At 71.7% G+C, this 18,597-nt stretch carries 15 protein-coding genes; 12 read left to right on the forward strand and 3 right to left on the reverse strand.

Annotated elements, in window-relative coordinates:
* The gene (locus tag ACFZB3_RS12230; protein WP_391373562.1) at positions 1–333 is read right to left on the reverse strand and encodes an ArsR family transcriptional regulator; all 333 of its coding nucleotides are present in this window, start codon (positions 331–333) and stop codon (positions 1–3) included.
* Between the two features lie 110 nt (positions 334–443).
* On the opposite strand from ACFZB3_RS12230, the gene ACFZB3_RS12235 reads away from it, so the two are divergent.
* The 12 genes from ACFZB3_RS12235 to ACFZB3_RS12290 all read left to right on the forward strand — a co-directional run bounded on the left by ACFZB3_RS12235 (position 444) and on the right by ACFZB3_RS12290 (position 15,467).
* Positions 444–1,418 carry a zinc-binding dehydrogenase gene (locus ACFZB3_RS12235; RefSeq protein WP_391373564.1) on the forward strand — a complete coding sequence of 325 codons (975 nt, stop codon included), beginning with the start codon at positions 444–446 and terminating at the stop codon, positions 1,416–1,418.
* 91 nt (positions 1,419–1,509) lie between these two features.
* Positions 1,510–2,217 carry an alpha/beta fold hydrolase gene (locus ACFZB3_RS12240; RefSeq protein ID WP_391373566.1) on the forward strand — a complete coding sequence of 236 codons (708 nt, stop codon included), beginning with the start codon at positions 1,510–1,512 and terminating at the stop codon, positions 2,215–2,217.
* A gap of 510 nt (positions 2,218–2,727) precedes the next feature.
* On the forward strand, positions 2,728–2,907 hold the full coding sequence (locus tag ACFZB3_RS12245; RefSeq protein WP_391373569.1) for a hypothetical protein: 180 nt from the start codon (positions 2,728–2,730) through the stop codon (positions 2,905–2,907).
* Between the two features lie 152 nt (positions 2,908–3,059).
* Positions 3,060–4,121, forward strand: coding sequence for a phosphate ABC transporter permease subunit PstC (pstC, locus tag ACFZB3_RS12250; RefSeq protein ID WP_391373571.1), 1,062 nt, complete (start codon positions 3,060–3,062; stop codon positions 4,119–4,121).
* A gap of 101 nt (positions 4,122–4,222) precedes the next feature.
* The gene (gene pstA, locus ACFZB3_RS12255) at positions 4,223–5,473 is read left to right on the forward strand and encodes a phosphate ABC transporter permease PstA (protein ID WP_391373574.1); all 1,251 of its coding nucleotides are present in this window, start codon (positions 4,223–4,225) and stop codon (positions 5,471–5,473) included.
* Positions 5,470–7,176 (forward strand): phosphate ABC transporter substrate-binding protein PstS, encoded by a 1,707-nt coding sequence (pstS, locus tag ACFZB3_RS12260; RefSeq protein WP_391373577.1) that lies wholly within the window; start codon positions 5,470–5,472, stop codon positions 7,174–7,176. Before pstA ends, pstS begins: the two co-directional genes overlap by 4 nt.
* Positions 7,176–9,674: a hypothetical protein gene (locus tag ACFZB3_RS12265; RefSeq protein WP_391373580.1), complete on the forward strand. Its 2,499-nt coding sequence runs from the start codon at positions 7,176–7,178 to the stop codon at positions 9,672–9,674. Before pstS ends, ACFZB3_RS12265 begins: the two co-directional genes overlap by 1 nt.
* A 241-nt stretch (positions 9,675–9,915) precedes the next feature.
* Positions 9,916–10,899, forward strand: coding sequence for a substrate-binding domain-containing protein (locus tag ACFZB3_RS12270; protein WP_391373583.1), 984 nt, complete (start codon positions 9,916–9,918; stop codon positions 10,897–10,899).
* A 103-nt stretch (positions 10,900–11,002) separates the two neighbouring features.
* Complete coding sequence (locus ACFZB3_RS12275) at positions 11,003–12,673, forward strand: hypothetical protein (protein ID WP_391373585.1); 1,671 nt, start codon at positions 11,003–11,005, stop codon at positions 12,671–12,673.
* A gap of 127 nt (positions 12,674–12,800) precedes the next feature.
* Positions 12,801–13,760 (forward strand): sortase domain-bontaining protein, encoded by a 960-nt coding sequence (locus ACFZB3_RS12280; RefSeq protein WP_391373588.1) that lies wholly within the window; start codon positions 12,801–12,803, stop codon positions 13,758–13,760.
* A gap of 34 nt (positions 13,761–13,794) precedes the next feature.
* The gene (locus ACFZB3_RS12285; protein ID WP_391373591.1) at positions 13,795–14,655 is read left to right on the forward strand and encodes an ATP-binding cassette domain-containing protein; all 861 of its coding nucleotides are present in this window, start codon (positions 13,795–13,797) and stop codon (positions 14,653–14,655) included.
* Between the two features lie 50 nt (positions 14,656–14,705).
* Positions 14,706–15,467, forward strand: coding sequence for a hypothetical protein (locus ACFZB3_RS12290; RefSeq protein ID WP_391373593.1), 762 nt, complete (start codon positions 14,706–14,708; stop codon positions 15,465–15,467).
* Positions 15,468–15,471: 4 nt separating this feature from the next.
* Here ACFZB3_RS12290 and ACFZB3_RS12295 read toward each other — a convergent pair whose 3' ends face one another.
* Positions 15,472–16,656: a hypothetical protein gene (locus tag ACFZB3_RS12295; protein ID WP_391373596.1), complete on the reverse strand. Its 1,185-nt coding sequence runs from the start codon at positions 16,654–16,656 to the stop codon at positions 15,472–15,474.
* Between the two features lie 146 nt (positions 16,657–16,802).
* Positions 16,803–18,434, reverse strand: coding sequence for a phospho-sugar mutase (locus ACFZB3_RS12300; protein WP_391373599.1), 1,632 nt, complete (start codon positions 18,432–18,434; stop codon positions 16,803–16,805).
* Positions 18,435–18,597 lie beyond the last annotated feature (163 nt).

Genomic DNA, 18,597 nt, shown 5'->3' on the forward strand with positions numbered 1-18,597 from the left:
CTACAGGTGCGGTTCCGGCCGCAGGACGAGGTCGAGCAGCCCCGGGAAGCGGGCCTCGAACTCCGGTCGTCGTAGGCGGTTGACCCGGCGTGGGCCCTCGTCGCGCTGTTCGACGAGGCCGGCTGCCCGCAGTACGGAGAAGTGGTGGCTGAGGGCGGGCTTGCCGACGGGTACGTCGAAGCTGCCGCAGCTGCGGGACCACTCGGCGCTGGCGGCCAGTTCCCGGACGAGCGTGAGGCGTACCGGGTCGGCGAGGGCGGCGAGTGCGGTGAGGACGGGTACCTCGTCGGGGTGGGTGTGTTCGGGGGCGGCCCGGTGGCTCGTGCCGGTCATGCCGTCCTCCTCCCTCCTCTTCGCGGTGTTCCGCTTGCCGAGTGTTCGATGAAAACCATACACTCCCGGGTGTTCGATCCGTGTTGAACACTCGTGGAGAGGTGTGCGCCGTGCGTGCGGTCGAGTTGCAGGAATACGGCGGTCCGGAGGTCCTGAAGACCGTCGAGGTGGACGTCCCCGAGCCGGGCCCCGGCGAGGTGAGCATCGACGTGGCGTACGCGGGCGTGAACTTCGCCGACCTCAAGGCGCGTTCGGAGGGCTACCGGGTACCGGACCTGCCGTTCCGTCCGGGCCTGGAGGTCTCGGGCCGGGTCAGGGCCCTCGGCGCCGGCGTCGCGGACCTCGCCGTCGGCCAGGAGGTGGCCGCGCTGACCCAGGGCGGCGCCTACGCGGACGTGGTCGTGACGCAGGCGGCGACGGTCTTCCCGCTGCCGGCCGGGGCCGACCTGCGCACCGGAGCCACGCTCCCGTCCGTCCTGCCGACGGCGTACGCCCTCGTCCACACCGTCGGCCGCCTCCAGCCGGGCGAGACCGTCCTCGTGCAGGGCGCCGCGGGCGGGGTCGGTACGGTGGCCGGGCAGCTGGCGAAGGCGGCGGGCGCGGCCGCGGTGTACGGCGTGGTGTCGAGCGCGGCGAAGGCGTCGTACGCACGGGACCACGGCTACGACGAGGTCTTCGTCGGCGACTTCGAGGAGCCGGTCCGGAAGGCCACCGGCGGCCGGGGCGTCGACCTGGCCCTCGACCCCGTCGGCGGCACGACCCTGCGTGTGGGCCTGTCGTCCCTGGCCCGCTTCGGCCGCCTGGTCTCCTACGGCAACGCGAGCGGCGAACCGGCCTGGACGGCGGGCCAGGCGGAGCTGTACCCGCGGGGCCTGTCGGTCGCCGGTTTCTCCATCCTGGCGCTGGCCCAGACGGACCCGGAGGTGCTGCGGGAGCTGTCCGCCCGGGCCTTCGCGAAGGCGGCGGACGGCACGGTGACCCTGCCGGTCACGGCCGAGTTCGCCCTGACGGAGGCGGCGGAGGCGCACCGCCTGATGGGCGCCCGGACGAGCACGGGGAAGCTCCTGTTGCGGGTTACGGGCTGACGGCGTCGCGCGCTGACGGCGTCACGGACTGACGGCATCGCCGGCCGTGAACGGTGGTCCGGGGAGCGGCCCGTGCGCATATCCTCCGGACATGGCTGATCAGCGCTCGGTCGACGTCGGCGAGGTCCGGCTGGCCTGTCGGACCTCGGGTCCCCCGGACGCTCCGCCGCTCGTCCTGCTGCACGCGCTGGGCGAGGACGCCACCGACTGGGAGGCGGTGCTGCCCGCTCTCGCCCGGAGCCGGCGGGCGTACGCCCTCGACCTTCGCGGTCACGGCCGCAGCGACTGGCCGGGGGACTACTCCCTCGAACTCATGCAGGCCGACGTGCTCGGGTTCCTGGACGCGCTCGGACTCGGGCCGGTGGATCTGATCGGGCACTCCATGGGCGGGGTCGTGGCCTACCTGCTCGCGGCGGACCATCCGCGGCGGGTGGGCCGGCTCGTCCTGGAGGACGTGCCGGTGCCCCGTCCCCGGAAGCCGACCACGCCGGTCAGGCCGGACGGCGCGCTGACCTTCGACTGGGAGGTGGTGCCGGCCGTCCGGCGGCAGATCGACCGGCCCGACCCCCGGTGGCTGGAGCGGCTCGGCCGGATCACCGCCGAGACCCTCGTGCTCGCCGGCGGCCCGCGGAGCCATGTTCCCCAGGACGGTGTCGCCGAACTCGCCCGCCGCGTCGCTCGCGGGCGGCTGGTCACGATCCCCGTCGGACACCTGATCCACCACGCGGCGCCGGAGGCGTTCACCGAGGCGGTCTCGGCGTTCCTGGCGGCGGACGGAGCCGCGCCGGGTCGCCGCTGAGCCGCGCCAAGTCGGGTTGAGTGACGTCAAGTCGGGCTGAGCCGCGCCGAGTTGGAGCGAGGCGGGCTTCCGCCCTTGTGCCGGCGCCCCAATTGGCAACGTTGTCCCAGTCCGGGTGGTAGCGCTTTCTCTGTGTCTTGCCTACGGGTTACCTAGGGGATACCTCTACATGAAGCGTGGCCTCGGCAGTCAGTTTTGTCCGGGCGCCGTCACCCGCGTCTCAGTAGATTGCTGCTGCCGCCCCAGAGTGCCGTACCTGCGGATTTTACTTACCTATTGGGCGGCGGGGGTGGGGACATGGAGCGGTCCGAGAGGGCGGCAAGACCTGCCGCCGGGGCAGCGGGCATGAGATGCCAGGTGGACATCGACGGGCAGGGCAGGTTCGGCTGGCGACTGGTGGCGCCGAACGGGAGATCGGTGGCGGTTTCGCTCACGTCGCACGACACCCATGCCCGATGTCGTGCCGCGTTCCATCGCATGTGCGCGTTGCACTCCCGTACGGGGGGCGGAGTGCAGCACGGTTCCGACGGCGGCGGCTGGGTGTGGGTGGTCTGGGACGACTCCGGGCGTCACCTGGCGGGCTCGGCGCGGACGTACGAGCGGCATGCGACCTGTCGTGCGTCCTACGACCGGTTCCGCGCGACGATCGCCGAACTGGTATATGCCGGGCCCGAGTTATGGGGCGAATGAGCCGGGACTGATCCGCACGTCAACCGGGTCAGGAGGGGTCCTGGTCGGGGGTGAGGTGTGCCCGTGCGGGCGGGGCCGATGTTGCCCTTAGGGAACCCGTAGTTCACACCTCGGGATGGGCATGTCAACCGATGACACGGAGTGTCGGGACCGTGCCTTCGCTGAGAAGAACCAGACAGCCGCAGCCCGTGATCGCGGGCGTCGGCTCCACCGGCGCCGGAGCCGACGCCGGTGAACCCGACGTACGAAGACGTCTGTACGCCGATCCCGGGCTGCCCGACCGGGTGTTCCGCGCGGTGCTGCGCTCAGGCGGCGGTCTCGTGCTGGCCGTCATGCTGCTCGTCGGCGGCTTCCTGCTCTACCGGGCCTGGCTGGCGCTCGACAAGGCCGGCTGGTCGTTCCTCACCACCGCCGAATGGGAGCCCGGCAACGGGAAGTTCGGCATCGCGGCCGTCATCGTCGGGACCATCCTGATCGCGACCGTCGCGGTGCTCGTGGCCGTGCCGCTCGCCACCGGCGCCGCGCTCTACATCTCCGAGTACGCCTCGCCGCGGCTGCGCCGGACGCTGATCAGCGTCGTCGACCTGATGGCCGCCGTGCCGTCCGTGGTCTACGGCCTGTGGGGCGTCTTCTTCCTCCAGGACAAGGTCCTGCCGATCGCCCGCTGGATCTCCGCCTACTTCGGCTGGATCCCCGTCTTCGACGTGCAGGGCGCCGACCCGGACGACCCGCTCGCGCCCGAGAGCATCTACACGTCCTCGACGTTCATCGCGGGACTGGTCGTCGGCATGATGATCGCGCCCATCATCTGCTCGATCATGCGCGAGGTCTTCTCCCAGGCGCCGGCCGGCGAGCGCGAGGGCGCCTACGCGCTCGGCGCCACCCGCTGGGGCGTGATCCGCAGCGTGGTGCTGCCCTTCGGGCGCGGCGGGATGATCGGCGGCACGATGCTCGGGCTCGGCCGCGCGCTGGGCGAGACGATCGCCGTCTTCATGATCATCTCGGTGACCTTCCAGGTCCAGTGGCACATCCTGCAGTCCGGCACCAGCTCGGTCTCCTCGCTGATCGCCCTGCGGTACGGCGAGGCCAGTGAGTTCAGCATGTCCGCACTGATGGCGGCCGGTTTCTCGCTGTTCGTCATGACGCTGATCGTCAACTTCGCCGCCTCGTCCATCGTCGCCCGCTCCCGCTCGGGCGCGGCGAGCGACGCCTGAGCACCCGCGGCGCACGCAGGTCCCTTGCGCCACACAGGTACGCCACACAGGTACGTCACACAGGTACGTCACACAGCTATGCCACACAGGAATGAGCGACCATGACCGTTGCCCCCGAAGCGCCCGGCGCGCGTCAGGCGACCGGACGCCCGGGTACCACGCTGCCGGGCCCGGCCCGTGGCGCCGACCCGGCCGGTGAGCGGCGCCGCGCCCTGACGCGGCTGCAGGCCACCGACGTGTACGCCATGGCCGGGGCCGCCACCGCCGCGCTGTCGATCACCTGGCTGCTGTTCCACTGGCTGCTGCCGTTCAACGGCGCCGTCGGCTTCGTCGTCATCGCGTACGGCCTGTTCCTGCTGGTGTACGCCCTGCTGGTCTCCTTCGACGAGGACGGCCCCGCGGTCGTCGACCGGATCGCGGCGGCGATCGTACGGTCGATGGGTCTGCTGCTCGTGGTGATCCTCGTGTTCGTCGTCTGCTACGCGCTCGTCCAGGGCCGCAAGGCGCTGGTGCATCTCAACTTCTTCACGCAGAGCATGGAGCTGGCCGGCCCGCTCCAGCCGCTCAGCGTGGGCGGGGCCCTGCACGCGGCGGCCGGCACCCTGATCATGATCACGATCGCGCTGCTGATCACCGTGCCCACCGGGCTGGTCTGCGCGGTGTTCCTCAACGAGGTGCCCGGCGCCTACGCCCGGTTCGTGCGCACCATCGTCGAGGCGATGACGGCGCTGCCGTCGGTCGTGGCCGGTCTGTTCATCTACGCGACGGTGATCCTGGGCCTGGGGCTCGACCAGTCGGGCCTCGCCGCCGGTCTCGCCCTCTCGGTGATGATGCTGCCGATCATCATCAGGGCCGCCGACGTCGTCATCCGGCTGGTACCCGGCACCCTGCGCGAGGCGAGCTACGCGATGGGGACCAGCCGCTGGCGCACGGTCTGGCACGTGGTCCTGCCGACCTGCCGCTCGGGCCTGACCACCGCCGTCATCCTCGGCACCGCGCGCGGCATCGGCGAGACCTCCCCGGTCCTGCTGACCGCCGGCTTCACCAACGAGCTCAATCTCAACCCGTTCCACGACTCGATGGTCTCCCTGCCCCTGGTCACCTTCGAGTTCGTCAAGTCGCCCGAGCCGAACATGATCTCGCGCGGTTTCGGTACGGCGGCCCTGCTCATGGCGCTGGTGCTGCTGCTGTTCGTCGCCGCCCGCATCCTCGGCGGCCGCGGCCCCGGCCACCTCACGCGCCGCCAGGAACACCGGCGCGTCCTCGCGTCCCGGCGTGACGCGCGTCGATTCGCCGGGCGCCGGCCGGCCGGCCTCGTCAACACCCCTACCGAACCCGGGAGTCCGTCGTGAAACCCGCCACTCGTTTCCGTCTGGCGGCCACCGCGCTGTCACTGCTGTGCGCCCTGCTCGCCGTCCAGCCGCCGCCCGCCGCCGCGGCCTCCTACGCCAAGATCACCGGCTCCGGCTCGACCTGGAGCTCCAACGCCGTCCAGCAGTGGGTCCGCAACGTCAAGGCCAACTACGGCATGACGGTCAACTTCACGGCCAACGGCTCCTCCCAGGGCCGTGAGCAGTTCAAGAACAACACCGTCGACTTCGCGGTCTCCGAGATCCCCTACGGGCTCAAGGAGCAGGGCGTCACGGACACCCCGCCGAGCCGCGGCTACGCCTACATGCCGATCGTGGCCGGCGGTACGGCGTTCATGTACAACCTCAAGATCAACGGCAAGATGGTGACCAACCTCCGGCTCTCCGGGGACGTCGTCACCAAGATCTTCACCGGGAAGATCACCCGCTGGAACGACCCCGCGATCGCCGCCGACAACCCGGGCCTGACCATGCCGGCCCGCGCGATCGTCCCGGTCGTCCGCTCCGACGGCTCCGGCACCAGCGCCCAGTTCACCATGTGGATGTCGAAGCAGTACGGCTCCCTGTGGGCCGACTACTGCTCGCGCACCGGCCGCGGCAGCGGCAACTGCGGCATGACCTCCAACTACCCGCTGCTCAGCGGCTCCACGATGATCGCCAAGTCCGGCTCGCTCGGCGTCTCCGGCCATGTCCGCCAGCCCTCCGGCGAGGGTGCCATCACCTACGTCGAGTACTCCTACGCCAAGAACACCGGCTTCCCGGTGGCCAAGGTGCTCAACAAGGACGGCTACTACGTCGAACCGACCGCCGCGAGCGTCGCGGTGGCGCTGACCAAGGCCCAGATCAACGAGAACAAGTCGTCGGTCAACTACCTCACCCAGATCCTCGACGGCGTCTACGCCAACGCCGACGCCCGCACCTACCCGCTGTCCAGCTACAGCTACATGATCCTGCCGACGAAGGTGGAGTCCGGCTTCACCGCGGCCAAGGGCAACTCGCTGGGCACGTTCGGCCGTTACTTCCTGTGCGACGGCCAGCAGCAGGCGGACGACCTGGGGTACTCGCCGCTGCCGAAGAACCTGGTCCAGGCGGGCTTCGACCAGCTCCGCAAGGTCCCCGGCGCACCCACCGGCAGCATCGACATCAACACCTGCCGCAACCCCACCTTCTCCGGCGGGGTCAACACCCTGATCAAGAACGCCCCGTACCCCAAGTCCTGCGACAAGAAGGGGCCGACGCAGTGCACCACCGGCACGGCGGGTGCCGCGGGCACCGACACCCCGGTGAAGCCGGGCGCGTCGGGCGGTAGCTCCTCGGGCGGTTCCGGTTCGTCCTCCGGCGGCTCGTCGACCGGGGGGTCCTCCGCGACGGGCGGCAGCGGCACGGGCGGAACGGACACCAACGGCGACGGCAAGCCCGACGCGAGCGCCAGCGCCGCCGCCGGCGGTACCTCGGGGGCGAGCGTCGACCCCGACACCGGCGAGGTGGTCAGCGGCGACGGAGCGAACACCGGCGACACGAACGTGGCCGCCAACCCCGTCGCCCTCGCCTCCGACAACGGCCTCGGGATGCGCGGCGCCCTGATGGCCCTCTCCGCCGTCCTGCTCGTCGCGGTGGTCGTCGGCCCACCGCTCACCGCGCGTCTGCTCGCGGGGCGTTCGCGCCGTCGTAAGGGGGAGCTGTGATGAGAAGACGGCTGACGCCGCGGCTGTCTCCCGGCCGGCGCCGGGTGACCGCGGGGGTGGGCTGCCTGCTGTCCGCACTGGTGCTGGCGGTGCTGCCGCTGCCCAGGGGGGCGGATCAGGCGCAGGCGGCCACGACCGAGAGTTCGGCGGTGACCAAGAGCGGGGCGAAGGGGGTGTACGGCGACGACTTCTCCGATCTGAAGGTCACCGTGCACCAGACGGAGAACCTGTCCGGCCAGGCCGTGCGGGTGACCTGGACAGGCGGGCAGCCGGCCGCCGACACCTCGGGGACGAACTCCCTGTCGATCATGCAGTGCTGGGGGGACGAGGAGTCCGGGCCGGACCGTACGCAGTGCGAGTACGGCCTGTCGTCCGGCTCGCAGCCGGGCGGCCAGCGGTTCGTGTTCCTGACCGGGAACGGCGCCGTCAGCGACCCGCTGGAGACCGGTTCCGCGACCCCGGTCGACAAGAACGGCACCCACTACGTGCCGTTCCGGCCGGTGGCGGGACAGGGGGACGCCACTACGAGCGGCACCGACACCACGTACTTCACCTCGGAGGACACGAATGCCGTCCCGTACGTGCCGAACGACGGGGACGGCGGCGGGGACGTGGCGTTCGAAGTGAAGTCGGCGGTCGAGCAGCCCGCCATGGGGTGTGGCGCTCGCAAGACGTCTTCGGGCAAGATCCAGCCGTGCTGGCTGGTGGTCGTGCCCCGCGGTACTCACGACCCCGACGGAACAGCGCACCAGCCGAGCAACCAGCTCGCGTCCTCGCTCAGCCAGTCGACCTGGGACCAGCGCATCGTCTTCAGGCTGGGCTTCGCCCCGGTCACGGACAACTGTGACCCGGACAAGCCCGAGCGCGGAATCATGGGGTCGGAACTGGCCACCGATGTCATCACGTCGTGGCAGAGCGCGCTGTGCAGGACCGGAACCTATCGGTTCAGCTTCACCCAGTCCGGTGAGGGGCAGGCCAGGGACGCCGTGACGTCGGGTGACTCGGTCGCGGGGCTCGCCATGACGGTGGATCCCGTGGAGCCGGTCGACGGGGCGGCGCAGGTGGTACACGCTCCGGTGGCGGTCAGCGGCCTGACGATCGGGTTCGTCTGGATGTACGACACCCAGGACAACCGGAGTCTGCCGCTGACGGAACTGAAACTGAACCAGAGACTGCTGGCCAAAGTGCTCACGCAGTCGTACCCCTTCAGCGTGGTCAACCCGAGTGCCGGCACCCCCGACTACCTCGCCGGCAACCCGGAGTCCATCGTCAGGGACCCCGAATTCCTTCAGCTCAATCCCGGTCTTCAGGGCCAGGCGGCCGTCAACAGTCCATTGGGTCTGGCCCTGACTCTGGACAACACGGATTCCGCTCGTCTGGTGTGGAAATACATTCTGGCGAACACCGACGCGAGGGAGTTCATCGAGGGGAAGGTCGATCCTTGGGGGATGAAGGTGAACCCCGCGTACAAGGACGGGGTCATCTCGGATTCGCTGGACTTCTTCCCCAAGGCCGATCTCACGCCCTCGGTCACCGACTGTGCGGTAGGCGTACCCCAGATCACGTACAACGGGCAGGACGTGGTCCCCTACACGAACGACATGCACGATGCGGCGCTGAAGGTGCGTCGGGGTTCCATCGGAACCGCGTACAAATGTGGTTCCACGGTAAGCGGCTACAAACTGGTAGCGGAAGACCGGCCGATTCCCACGAAACAACGGCAGTACGGCATCGTCGACAACGCGTCCGCGGTGCGCTACCAGCTGGGCGCCGCCGCCCTGCCGAACGCCGACGGGGACTACATCACGCCGACCAACGACTCCCTGCTCAAGGCGGTCGCCGAGATGCCCGACTCGGACGTGGCCGGCGTCAAGGCGCCCGACCCCGGGAAGATGAGGGCCGGCGCCTACCCGCTGACCGCCGTGGTCTACGCGGCGTCCTCGCTCGACCAGGCCAAGGACGCCCGGCAGGACTACGCCAAGGTGATGCGCTACGCGGCCGGCGCGGGGCAGACCCAGGGCACCGCGAAGGGCGAACTCCCTTATGGGTACGCCCCGTTGCCCGCCGCCCTGCGCACGCAGGCGGAGCAGGCCGCCGACAGGCTGGAGAAGGGGGCGCCGGACGCCGACGAGTCGTCCAGCGGTACGTCCGGAGGCGGCGGTGACCTGAGCGGCACCGGCAGCGGCGGCGCGGCGGGCGGCGCGGCCGGCGGCACCGGCGGCGACTCCGCCGGGACCTCGGGCACCGCGACCGGCGCCGACGCGACGGACACCGCCCAGCCCTCCACCGCCCCGACCGAGACCGACCCGGCCAAGCAGAACGTCGCCCAGTCCGGCGGCTACACCCCGTCGGAAGTGCTCGGGCTGATCCGCTGGGTGCTGCTCGGTGTCCTCGTCGCGGGCGGAGTGGCCGCGCTCTCGGGCCCGGTGATGCTGCGGCTGTCGGTACGCGGGGCGGCCCCGACCCGATTCCACGGGGACGGAGGGAAAGCCAGGTAATCGCCGGATTCAAATTTCCGGGGCTTATTCGACCCCGGGGAATTCGTGCACCGCTAGGTGAACTCCCTTGGATTCACCTAGGAAACGGACTCGTAACCTGAAGGCCGGCTGTAATTAGTGGCCGCCGGTCCGGGTCTGCGGAATTGTTCTGCGTGGCCGGCCGACGGGTCGGTGGCGAAAACGGAATCCGGATTTTCTTGCACGTCCATTGCTCGATCCGTTTCAACGGAGGAGAAATCAAGTGAACGTCAAGTCCCGCGTGCGCATCGGTGCCGCTGTCGGTGCGGTTGCCCTGGGCCTGGGCGCCCTTGCAGCCCCCGCCGCTTACGCCGACCCCAGCTCGGCCACCGACTACCGTCAGCTGGCCGGCGTCGGTTCCGACACGACCCAGGACGTCATGAACGCCCTGGGCAACGCGATCACGAACAGCAACGGCAAGGTCATCGCCTCCTGGAACGCCACCGGCGCCAGCCCGATCACGACCAAGGGCAGCGGCAGCTGCACGATCGCCCGCCCCGACGGCTCCGGCGCCGGCATCACCGCGCTGAACACCGCTCTGGACGGCAGCACCGGCTGTGTGGACTTCGCCCGTTCCTCGCGCGGCCCGAACAACACCACCACCACGGACCTGACCTTCATCCCGTACGCCAAGGACGCGGTGTCCTGGGTGAAGCAGGACGGCAGCGCCCTGCCGGACGACCTGACCACGGCCCAGCTCAAGGCCATCTACGAGTGCACCCTGACCTCGCTCAACGGTGTCACCCTCACCCCGATCCTGCCGCAGTCGGCCTCGGGCACCCGCGCCTTCTTCCTCAGCTCCATCGGCGTGACGACCCCCGGCTCCTGCGTCACCTCGAACTCCACCATCCAGGAGAACGACGGCTCGGTCATCGACAGCGCGGGCGACATCTTCCCGTACTCCGTGGCCCAGTACACCGCCCAGGAGACCTCCGTGGTGGACGACCGCCGCGGTGACGCCGTGCTCGGCTCGGTGAACGGTGTGGTCCCGCGCAACGAGGACGACCTGTCGCTGAACCTCTCCTTCCCCTACCTGCGGAACGTCTACAACGTCGTCCCGACCGCCAAGCTGTCGGACGCGCTGATCGCGGCCACCTTCGTGGGCACCGGCTCCAAGGTCTGCGCGAACACCAGCACCATCACCGACTACGGCTTCGGCACCCTCGGCAGCGACTGCGGCAGCACGACCCTCAAGGGCGAGAGCTGATCACCGTCCCATAGCCGCACAACGGCCGGGCACCTCTTGGGTGTCCGGCCCTGTCGGCGTATTCATCCACGACCCGGACCCAGACCCCGCGGGGGGACCATCCATGAATCACCGTCTCGCACCACTCAGATCACCGGTGGCGCTGCTGACCGGCATCGCGCTGCTGTGCGCCGCCCTGGCCGGGGTCCTCGCCTTCTCGGGCCGGGCCCATGCCGCCACCCAGCTCGGCAAGTTCACGATCACGCCCACCACGGGCAGCATCTCGACCTACCCCATGATCACGTCGGTGACGACGACCGCCGGCTGCCCGGACGACACCGCCGGCAAGGCGGCCGTCCTCAAGGTGTTCAACCCCACGAGCGACACCACGCAGGCCACCCTCGGCCAGGGCGCCACCAAGATCGTGGCCGGCTCGGGTCCCTTCACGATGGACATCACGACCCTGGCCGCCGCGAAGAGCCTGGAGACGCGGCTGCGCACCTGGATCCCCGACGGATCCCTCGACGGCACCTACACCCTGGGGCTGGGCTGCGGCGGCGGTACCGACGTCCCGGTCTTCCTCGCCAAGGTCCGGGTCACGGGCGACACCTGGTCCCTGCTCGAACAGCAGGCCACGACGCTCTCGGTGAGCGCGGCCTCCGGCGTTGCCGTGGGCGGCGACCTCAAGCTCACCGCCACGGTGTCGCCCGCGTCGGCGGCCGGCTCCGTGGAGTTCAAGAACGGTGACACGTCGCTCGGCACCGCGCAGGTCACGAACGGCACCGCCGAACTCACGGTCAAGGCACCCGCGATCGGCGGCCCGCTGCCCTTCGGCGCCGTGTTCACCCCCACCGACGCCGACTCCTACTCCAGCTCCGAGGCGAGCGGGACCGCGAACATCGACTACGTCGTCTCCGCCAAGGACGCCGACGGCACCGCCCTCGGGGCCAAGCCGACCCTGTACGTCGGCCAGAAGGTGAAGGTCACCGTCAAGGGCTTCACCCCGGCGGCCGCCGCACACGTGACGCTCTCCAACTCCACCGCGACCTTCGCGGACGTGACAGCGAACGCCGACGGCGCCGTGGCGGACTACGCGTTCACCGTGCCCAACGCCCTGACCAACGGCGACCACGCCCTGAACTTCTCCGAGAAGTCCGGCATCTACGCCACCTTCGACTTCGTCAGCACCGACCAGGCCCCCTCCAGTCCCTCCCCCTCGGACGACCCCGACCTCACCGTCACCGACGAGGACGGCAACACCCTCGACACCAACCCGAACCTCGAAGCCGGGCAGAAGGTGAAGATCACCGCCCGCGGCTACACCGCGAGCGCCGCGGTCAAGGTCACCCTCGCCGACAGCGACGCGACGTTCGACGACGCCAAGGCGAACGCCGACGGCACCGTGGAGGACTACGCGTTCACGGTCCCGAAGGACATCGCCGACGGCGACCACACGCTCACCCTCGCCGAGGACAAGACCGACGGGCACAGCGTGGACTTCGCGTTCACGACCGGCTCCGACGACTCCAGCGAGTCCCCCGAGCCCAGCGCCTCCGCCTCGGACAGCGGTGGCACGGACACCGGCGGCACCGGCAGCGGCGGCTCGGACACGGGCGGTTCCACCGGCGGTGGCACCGGCGGCTCCGGCGGCGGCTCGATGGCCTCGACCGGCGCCCAGGTCGGCGCGATCGGCCTGGCCTCCCTCGCGTTCCTGTCCGCGGGTGGCGCGCTCGTGCTGCACATGCGCCGCAAGGGCCTGCTGACCTTCGGCGGCGACACCCCGCAGCACCACTGACCGACCGGGCGGCCGACCGGCCGACCGGCCGACGGGTCGGCCCGGGGGCGCACGCCGACGTGCCCCCGGGCCCGCCCCGTCTCCGCAGGAAGCCGTAGAGAACCCTCCGCTTCGAGGAGCGCACCCCGTGACCACCCTCGCCCCACCCTCGGCCAACGCCGCGGCGCCCGCCGACGGACCGCCCGACCCGCCGCCCCCGCCGACCACCGAGCCGCGCCAGGAGACCCCGCGGCCCCCCGCCCGCCCCGGGCTCGCACTCGCCGGGGCGGCCCTGTGCGTTCTCGCCGCCGTGCTCCTCGGCTTCGCCGCGAACCTCACGATCGTCGGCCACCTCCAGCACGCCCGCGACCAGCAGACCGCCTACGACGAGCTGCGCAAGGAACTCGCCCTGGGCACCGCCCCCGTGGGCCAGCGCGACTACGAGGGCAAGCTGCTGAAGGCGGGCGCGCCCGTCGCCCTGCTGCGGATCCCGGCCCTCGGTCTCAAGGAGGTCGTCGCCGAGGGGACCACCTCAGAGGTGCTGATGGCGGGGCCGGGGCACCGCAGGGACACCCCGCTGCCCGGCCAGGCCGGGACCGCGGTGCTCATGGGCCGTCAGTGGGGATACGGCAGCCCGTTCCACGACCTGCACCAGCTGCCCGTCGGCAGCCGCATCGAGATCACCACCGGCCAGGGCAGGGCGGTCTACGAGGTCACCGGCATCCGCCGGGCCGGCGACGCGCTGCCCGCCCCGGTCGCCGAGGGGCAGGGCCGGCTCACCCTCATCACCGCGACCGGGGCGCCGTACACCCCGAGCGGAGTGCTCCGGGTCGACGCCAAGCTGGTCACGGCCGTGCAGCCGAACCCGCCGCGCGATCTGCGGGCGGGCTGGATCGCCGACTCCGAACAGGCCCTCGGCACCGACTCCGGTGCCTGGCTCGGCGTCTTCCTGTGGACCCAGGGACTGCTGCTCGCCGCGCTGCTCGCGGTGGTCTCCTTCCGGGTCTGGGGCCGCTGGCAGACCTGGATCTGCGCCGGCCCGCTGCTGCTCGCGCTGGGCCTCGCCGACTCCCAGTCCATCACGGCACTGCTGCCGAACCTGCTCTGAACCACCGCACGTCGAAGGGGAGTTGACCCACCGCATGTCCGAGAACACCGATCTTGTCGACACCGTCGTCCAGCCGCCCGTCGAGGCCGGCCGCGACCGCGGACCCCGCTTCGGCGACGGCCCCGCCACCCTGCGCGCCGACGCCGTCTCCGCCTGGTTCGGCGACCACAAGGTCCTCGACCGGGTCTCGCTCACCATGCCCGCGCGCCAGGTCACCGCGCTCATCGGCCCCTCCGGCTGCGGCAAGTCGACCTTCCTGCGCATCCTCAACCGGATGCACGAGCTGATCGGCTCGGCCTCGCTGGCCGGCCGCGTGCTCCTCGACGAGGTCGACATCTACGACCGCGGGCGGCGCATCACCCACGCCCGCCGTGAGATCGGCATGGTCTTCCAGAAGCCGAACCCCTTCCCGGCCATGTCGATCTACGACAACGTCGTCGCCGGTCTCAAGCTCAATGCCATCAAGACGGGGCGTGACGGCAAGGACGACCTGGTCGAGGAGTGCCTCACCAAGGCGGGCCTGTGGAAGGAGGTCAGGGACCGGCTCCGGCAGCCCGGCGGCGCGCTCTCCGGCGGCCAGCAGCAGCGGCTGTGCATCGCCCGGTCGCTCGCGGTACGGCCGCGCGTGCTGCTGATGGACGAGCCCTGCTCGGCGCTCGACCCGACGTCCACCCGCCGGATCGAGGAGACCATCCACGACCTCAAGGACGAGGTGACGATCGTCATCGTCACCCACAACATGCAGCAGGCCGCCCGTGTCTCCGACAACTGCGCCTTCTTCCTCGCCTCGCACGGCACACCCGGTGTGATCGTCGAGCACGGCGACACCCACGCGATGTTCAACTCGCCCCAGGACGAGAGGACTTCGGACTACGTGAACGGACGTTTCGGGTGACGGGGTGGCGGCGGGCGGGTGCCGGCGGGGGTGCCGGGGTGCCGGTGCCGGTGGCTGTCGTGGCGGTGGTGGCGGTGGTGGCGGTGGTGGCGGTCGTGGCGGTGGGGCTGGTCGCCGGGTGCGGGTCCGGGGGGAGGGCGGCGGTGGGTGCGGGAGCAGGGGCAGGGACAGGGGCAGGGGTGGGGGCGCGGGTCTCGGAGACCGCGGGAGGGGTTCCGGGCGGCTCGGCCTCGGTGACGCCGTCGCCCTCGGCTTCCGCCTCCGCGCCGGGGTCCCTCGCGCCGCCCGTGCGCCGCGGCCCGCGGCCCGGCACGTCCCGTGCCTCCGCGAGCGCGGGCGCCCGGGTGCCGGGGCCGGACCTGTCCCGTCGGGTGCCGGTCACGCCGTCCCGCCGTCCGAGCGCCTCCGCCACGCCGCGGGCCGCCGCGGGCACGGCCGGGCTGCCGGCCGGCACCACCATCCGGATCGGCACCTGGACCGCGGGCGTGATCCGCGGCGGGCAGGACGAGGTGGACGCCTGCCAGGACGCCGTGCAGTGGGCGGGGCCCAACATCGGCACCGAGGACGGCTACGAGATGCGGACCGTCGTGATCGTCGGTCACGACTACTGCGGGTTCGACCTGTTCGCCACCCTCCGCGTCGGCACCAGGGTCACCATCGGCACCCCGCGCGGCGCCTGGACGTACACGGTGTACGCCAACTACGTCACCCCGGGCCGTGGCGCCCCGGCCGCCGGGCTCTACTGGGGCGACCTCACCCTGCAGTCGTGCGTGGGACCGGACACCGGGTTCAGCTACCTGGTGCGGGACTGACCGCTCACGGTGCGCTCGGCCAGACCAGGAGCATGTACGCCCCGCAGTACGCCGAGCCCGCGACGGCCGCCGTCAGGGCGAGTACCCGTACCCGTGCCGAGGCGCGGGCGAGGTACCCGGCCACCGGCAGCAGCAGCGGGAAGCCGGGGAGGAGGAAGCGGGCGCGCGGGAAGTAGACGCCGCCGCTGGCCACCACGATCAGCAGCAGGACCGCGCTGAAGACGAGCAGCGGGAGCGGCTGGCGGTCCGCCGCGGCCAGTCCGAACAGGACGACGGAGGCCAGCATCGTCAGGCTCACCACGACCAGGAACAGCTCCGGGCGCGAGACCTGCCCGAACAGGTGCCGCAGCCAGTGCAGGGTCTCCGCGCCGCCGTCCAGCTCGTTGTGCCACATCCGCTGCACGGCGAAGTAGCCGTCCCAGCGGTGCAGCCTGACGCCCACCCAGCCGACGTACGCGCACCAGCCGAGCGGGGCCAGCAGGGCCGCCGCCAGGGCGCGGGGCGAGCGGCGGGTACGGAGGGAGAGCAGGGCGGTGACGGTGACGGCGGCGGCCACGGCGATGCCGGTCGGGCGGGTCAGGCCGGCCAGGACCGAGCCGGCCGCCGCGTACAGCCAGCGCTCGGTCAGCACCGCGTACAGCGTCCACGCGGCGAACGCCGTGAAGACGGATTCCGTGTAGCCCATCCACTGGACGAGTCCGACCGGGTACGCCGCCCACAGCACGGTCAGCAGGACGCCGACCCGGCGGCCGGCCAGCCGGTCGCCCACCGCGAACACGCCCCAGGCCGCGAAGAGCGAGGCCAGCCATGCGAGGGCCAGGCCGGTGCTGGCCCGGGTGCCCGGGGTCAGCACCGCGACGGCCTTGACCAGGAGCGGGTACAGCGGGAAGAACGCCAGGTTGTTGTGGTCGTAGGCGGTGCCGAGCACGTGGGCGTACCCGTGGTCCGCGATGCCCAGGTACCAGCGGGAGTCCCACTGCGTCGCCAGCATCGGCCACACGCCGTGGTGGCGCCGGTGCGCCCAGACGGTGAAGAACACCAGGCCGGTGAGGCGTACGGCGAGGTACGCGGTGAGCGCCGGGGCCGCCCGGCGCAGGGCGTGCCGGGGAGTGGCCGCCGTGGGGAGGTGGGGTCGTCGGGTGCCCGGGATGTGCCCGCGGGGGGCGGTGTCGGGGGCGGTCGAGGACACGGTGGCGGCTCCTGTACGACGGCTGCGGCGGGCGGTACCGGATCACCGTTCCCCGGGAGCCGGGGCGGGGCGCGGTGGGTGGGTCGGTCGCCGTCGCGAAATCACCCGTAGGGGTGCCCCCTGGCGGAGAGGCACCCCCACGGGCGTCAGATGCCGGCCGCCGCGGAGAGGTCCCGCTTGATCTCGGCAAGGGTCCGGGCGGCCTGTGCGCGGGCCGCGGGGAGGGCGGTGTGGTCGGCCACGGGGACCACTGCCTCCAGGTAGCACTTCAGCTTGGGCTCGGTGCCGCTGGGGCGGACGACGACCCGGGCGCCGGTGAGGGTGTAGCGGAGGCCGTCGGTGGGAGGCAGCTTGTCCGTGCCCCGGGTGAGGTCCTCGGACCTGGTGACGGGGAGCCCGGCGAGTTCGGTGGGGGGGTGCTCGCGGAGGCGTCGCATCGCGTCGGCGATGACGGAGAGGTCCTCGACGCGGACCGAGAGCTGGTCGGTGGCGTGCAGGCCGTGTTCCACGGCGAGGTCGTCGAGGAGGTCGAGGAGGGTGCGGCCCTCCTCCTTGAGGACCGAGGCCAGCTCGGTGATCAGGAGGGCCGCGGTGATGCCGTCCTTGTCGCGGACGCCGTCGGGGTCGACGCAGTAGCCGAGGGCCTCCTCGTAGCCGTAGCGCAGGCCGTCGACGCGGGCGATCCACTTGAAGCCGGTGAGGGTCTCCTCGTAGCGGAGGTTCGCCTTCTCGGCGATCCGGCCGAGGAGGGAGGAGGAGACGATCGACTCGGCGAAGACGCCGGTGGCGCCGCGGCGGACCAGGTGGGCGGCGAGCAGGGAGCCGACCTCGTCGCCGCGGAGCATGCGCCAGGTGCCGTTGTCCTTGACGGCGGCGGCGCAGCGGTCGGCGTCCGGGTCGTTGGCGATGATCAGGTCGGGGTCGGTCTCGCGGGCCTTCGCGAAGGCGAGGTCCATCGCGCCGGGCTCTTCCGGGTTGGGGAAGGCGACGGTCGGGAAGTCCGGGTCGGGGTCGGCCTGTTCGGCGACGAGCGCGGGGGCGGGGAAGCCGGCGCGGGCGAAGGCGGCGAGGAGGGTGTCCCTGCCGACGCCGTGCATGGCCGTGTAGACGGTGCGGGCGGTGCGGGGGGAGGTGGGGGACAGGACGGCGTCCGTGCGGGCCAGGTAGGCCTCCAGGACGGTGTCGTCGAGGGTCTCCCAGCCGGTGTCGGGGCGGGGGACGTCGTGGAGGGTGGCGATCGCCTGGATCTCGGCGGCGATCTCCGCGTCGGCGGGCGGGACGATCTGGGAGCCGTCGCCGAGGTAGACCTTGTAGCCGTTGTCGCGGGGCGGGTTGTGGCTGGCGGTGACCTCCACGCCGGCGACCGCGCCGAGGTGCCGTATGGCGAACGCGAGGACGGGGGTGGGGAGGGGGCGGGGGAGTACGACGGCCTTGAGGCCGGCGCCGGTCATGACCGCGGCGGTGTCGCGGGCGAAGTCGGTGGACTTGTGGCGGGCGTCGTAGCCGATGACGACGGTGCCGGTGGCGTGGCCGTGGGTTTTGAGATAGGCGGCGAGGCCGGCGGCGGCTCGGATGACGACGGCGCGGTTCATGCGCATGGGGCCGGCGCCGAGTTCGCCGCGGAGGCCTGCGGTGCCGAACTGGAGGGTGCCGCTGAAGCGGGCCGACAGTTCGGTGAGGTCACCGGCTTCGATGAGCTTGGCGAGCTCGTCGCGGGTCTCCGGGTCGGGGTCCTCGGTCTGCCAGGCTCGGGCCCGGGCGATGAGATCGTCGTGCACGGTCGTCGTCCAACCTCTCGTGGTGTGCCTGCGGCGCATCCGCGGCTTCGGTGGGGGTGTGCGTGGCGCCTGCGGTTCGGGGGTGGGTCGGGGCCGGGGGGGGGGGGGGCCCGCCCCCGGCCCCCCGGGGGGGGGCGAGGGGCGAGGCGGGGGGCCCCCCCCC

The organism is Streptomyces sp. NPDC008092 (assembly GCF_042957285.1).
GTDB lineage: Bacteria > Actinomycetota > Actinomycetes > Streptomycetales > Streptomycetaceae > Streptomyces.

Coding starts and splice junctions, on each gene's coding strand:
- ACFZB3_RS12230 (WP_391373562.1), bottom strand. CDS start 333: ATGACCGGCACGAGCCACCGGGCCGCCCCCGAACACACCCACCCCGAC.
- ACFZB3_RS12240 (WP_391373566.1), top strand. CDS start 1,510: ATGGCTGATCAGCGCTCGGTCGACGTCGGCGAGGTCCGGCTGGCCTGT.
- pstA (WP_391373574.1), top strand. CDS start 4,223: ATGACCGTTGCCCCCGAAGCGCCCGGCGCGCGTCAGGCGACCGGACGC.
- ACFZB3_RS12265 (WP_391373580.1), top strand. CDS start 7,176: ATGAGAAGACGGCTGACGCCGCGGCTGTCTCCCGGCCGGCGCCGGGTG.
- ACFZB3_RS12275 (WP_391373585.1), top strand. CDS start 11,003: ATGAATCACCGTCTCGCACCACTCAGATCACCGGTGGCGCTGCTGACC.
- ACFZB3_RS12285 (WP_391373591.1), top strand. CDS start 13,795: ATGTCCGAGAACACCGATCTTGTCGACACCGTCGTCCAGCCGCCCGTC.